Annotated in this window: 3 protein-coding genes; 1 reads left to right on the plus strand and 2 read right to left on the minus strand. The window is 66.2% G+C overall.

The annotated features are described in order from the left end of the window. The first annotated feature begins 120 nt into the window (after positions 1-120). Entirely contained in the window at positions 121-810 is a 690-nt protein-coding gene (locus QOD90_RS06175) for a TetR/AcrR family transcriptional regulator (RefSeq protein WP_526347714.1), read from the plus strand. 15 nt (positions 811-825) lie between these two features. Here the strand turns inward: QOD90_RS06175 and QOD90_RS06180 are convergent, their stop codons facing one another. Both QOD90_RS06180 and QOD90_RS06185 read right to left on the minus strand, forming a co-directional pair. Beyond that, the gene (locus QOD90_RS06180; protein ID WP_526347718.1) at positions 826-2,037 is read right to left on the minus strand and encodes a CaiB/BaiF CoA transferase family protein; all 1,212 of its coding nucleotides are present in this window, start codon (positions 2,035-2,037) and stop codon (positions 826-828) included. A gap of 72 nt (positions 2,038-2,109) precedes the next feature. Continuing rightward, positions 2,110-2,871: an SDR family oxidoreductase gene (locus tag QOD90_RS06185; RefSeq protein ID WP_526347716.1), complete on the minus strand. Its 762-nt coding sequence runs from the start codon at positions 2,869-2,871 to the stop codon at positions 2,110-2,112. Positions 2,872-2,945: the final 74 nt, after the last annotated feature.

Genomic DNA, 2,945 nt, shown 5'->3' on the forward strand with positions numbered 1-2,945 from the left:
AGGCACGGTATGTCGAGATCGCGGGCGCGGCGCACGCCGCCCATCAGAAGTGCCCGGATACGGTAAGGCGGGTCGTCGGCGAGTTCCTGGCCGAAGTCGACATTGAGAGAGTGGGGAAACATGGCGCGGTCAACTGAGGTGAAGCCGAAGAAGGACCAGCAGCCCGCCGAGGCGCACGAACCGAGCTGGCAGCGGGACAGTGTCGACCGGTCGCTGCGCAACGCCCGCGCACGCGCCCAAGCGCGCAGTGACCGTTTCGTCGCGGCGGCGGTTGAGCTCCTCGGGGAGCGAGACGAAAGCGACTTCACCATCCAGGACGTCGTCGACAAGTCCAACATGTCGCAGCGCACGTACTATACGTTCTTCGACGGCAAGGACAGCCTGCTGCTTGCGGTCTACGAGACGATCCTGCGCACCACGGCGCTGCCGATGCTGCGTGAGCGGTGTGAGGGCATCGCCGATCCGGTGTTGCGGCTCAAGGTGCTGTTGGAAGCGATATCGGAGATCACGGCGATGCCGCCCCGGCTGGCTCGTGGGCTCAGCGTCTTGCATCTGCGACTGACCGAATCGCGGCCGAACGATCTCACCCGCGCCCTGGAGCCGCTGCACTCCTTGATCGTCGAACTGCTCAAAGACGTCGCCGACGCCGGCCTGCTCCGGGAGGACGTCCCGCTCGCCACCCAAGCCGCCCTGCTACAGGAACTGCTGCTGGCGACCTCGCACTCGGCGGTGTTGTCCGGTGGGCGATCGACCACCATCGATGACCTGTGGGCGTTCTGCTCGGCGGCCATCCTCCGCCCGCCGGACTGACAGTCACCGCCACTCTCAGGTGACAGCACCACTGATCTTGAGATCGATGAGCTCGTCGTCGGACTTGCCGAGGCTACGCAGGATCTCGTCGGTGTGCTCGGCGAATTGCGGGGCTCGGGTGATTTGCGCCGGTGTCTCGTCGAACTGAACTGGGTTGGCTATCAGTTCCCTGGTGGTGCCGTCGGTGTCGAGCACTTCGGCGATCAGCCCATTGGCCCGCATAGCCGGGTCCTGGCCTACTTCCCACGGGTCCTGGGCGACGGCCCATTGGCCTTCCATGCCGGCGAACCGGGCGATCCACTCGGTGAGGGGCCGCGCGGCCAATACCTCCTGCACGAGCTCCGCCGCCTCCGCGGCATTGCCCATCAATGCCGGGGTGGTAGCGAACCGCTCGTCGGTGATGAGGTCCTCCCGGTCGATGTGCCGACAGAACTCGGGCCAGTAGCGTCCCGGCTGGAGCATCGCCAGGACGAGCCAACGGTCGTCGGCGGTTCGGTAGTTGCCTACCAGCGGGTTCGTGCGGGCCGAGTTGCCGGGTGCGCGTCGCGCCGGTGGGCCACCCTCCAGGAGCGCGAAGCCCACCGAAAGTGCGTTCGCCCAGGCGCCGACACCCAGCAACGACACGTCGATGACCGAGGTCTCGCCGGTGCGTTCGCGGGCGAACAGTGCGCCGGCGATACCGCCGGCGATCGTCATCCCGCCCAGCGAGTCGCCGTAGGCTCCGGCGGGCATCACACACAGGCCGTCGTAGTCCACCGGGGTGGTCCCCAGCGCGCTGCCTGCCCTCGCCCAGAAGGCGGTGCTGTCATAGCCGCCCTTCTCACTATCGGGACCGGCGGCGCCGTAACCGGATCCGCGGACGTAGATGATCTCCGGATTGATCTTGCGAACGTCCTCGAGTTCGATGCCCAACCGGCGGCGTGCCCGGGGGAGGAAGTTGGTCAGGAACACGTCGCTGGTGCGGATCAGTTCGTGCAAGACCTCCAGGGCCTCGGGCTGCTCCAATGCCAGGCCGATGCTGCGTTTGCCCCGGTTGGGGTGCTCCATCAAGGGGGCGAAGGATCCGCTGCCGACCGGCATGCCCATCAGAGCGCTCAGGCCACGCTGGGCGTCACCGGTTTCGGCGTGTTCGACCTTGATCACGTCGGCGCCCCAGTCGGCCAGGACCGCACCCGCGGCCGGCACGAAGGTGAACTGCGCGACCTCCAGCACCCGGACGCCGTCCATCGGTCGAATCACGTTGTCTCCCTTTTGTCTCGGTAATGGCGCGATGGGAACTCGTCCGCTTTCGGTGGCGGGTCAGCTGCTGGCCGGACGGACATGGACCACGTCCATCATGACGTCGCGAGGCCGGGTGATGACGTCGTGCAGCACATCGGCGACGGTGGCCGGGGCGAGGAGTTGGGTGCCGCTCATGCGGGTCGGGTAGCCGTCGGCTTCCCATAGCGGCCAAGCCTTTTCGAGGTCGGCCGGGCTGAAGTTCTCGTGGATCCCGGTGTCTGCGACCGCGCCGAGGACGACGAGGGTCACGCGGATGCATTCGCGGCGCAGTTCCTTGCCCATGGCCTTGGTGAAGCCGTTGAGGCCGTTCTTGGTGGCGGCGTAGAGCGTCATCATCGGCATGTCGTCGAGGGTGATCTCGGAGGAGATGTTCATGATGTCGCCGCCGCCGGCCTTGCGTAGCAGCGGAATCGCCGAGCGCGTGGTGTAGATGGGCGCCACCAGGTTGGTGTTGACCGTCACGGCGATGTCCTCGTCGCTGGCTTCTTCGATCAGCCGGATCCGACTGGCGCCTGCGGAGTTGATCAGGACGTCGATGCGGCCGAACTGCGCCGCGATCTGATCGAAGGCTGCACGCACGTCGTGACTGTCGGTCACGTCCGTCACGATGGGGACCGCACTGGGCCCGATGATCTCGACCACCTCATCGAGCAGCAATTTGCGGCGAGCCAGCAGCACGACGGTCGCGCCATCCTGCGCGAGGCGAATCGCGGTGGCCCGGCCGACGCCCATCGATGCACCGGCGACCACCGCGATTCGGCCCTCCATACCTTTCGACATCACACTCCTAATGTCTCTGTGTGCGGACCTAACGAAATGAACGGATCATGTTGCATTTCCAGCGCACCTGTTCC

The organism is Mycobacterium sp., from assembly GCF_032161845.1.
Taxonomy (GTDB): domain Bacteria; phylum Actinomycetota; class Actinomycetes; order Mycobacteriales; family Mycobacteriaceae; genus Mycobacterium.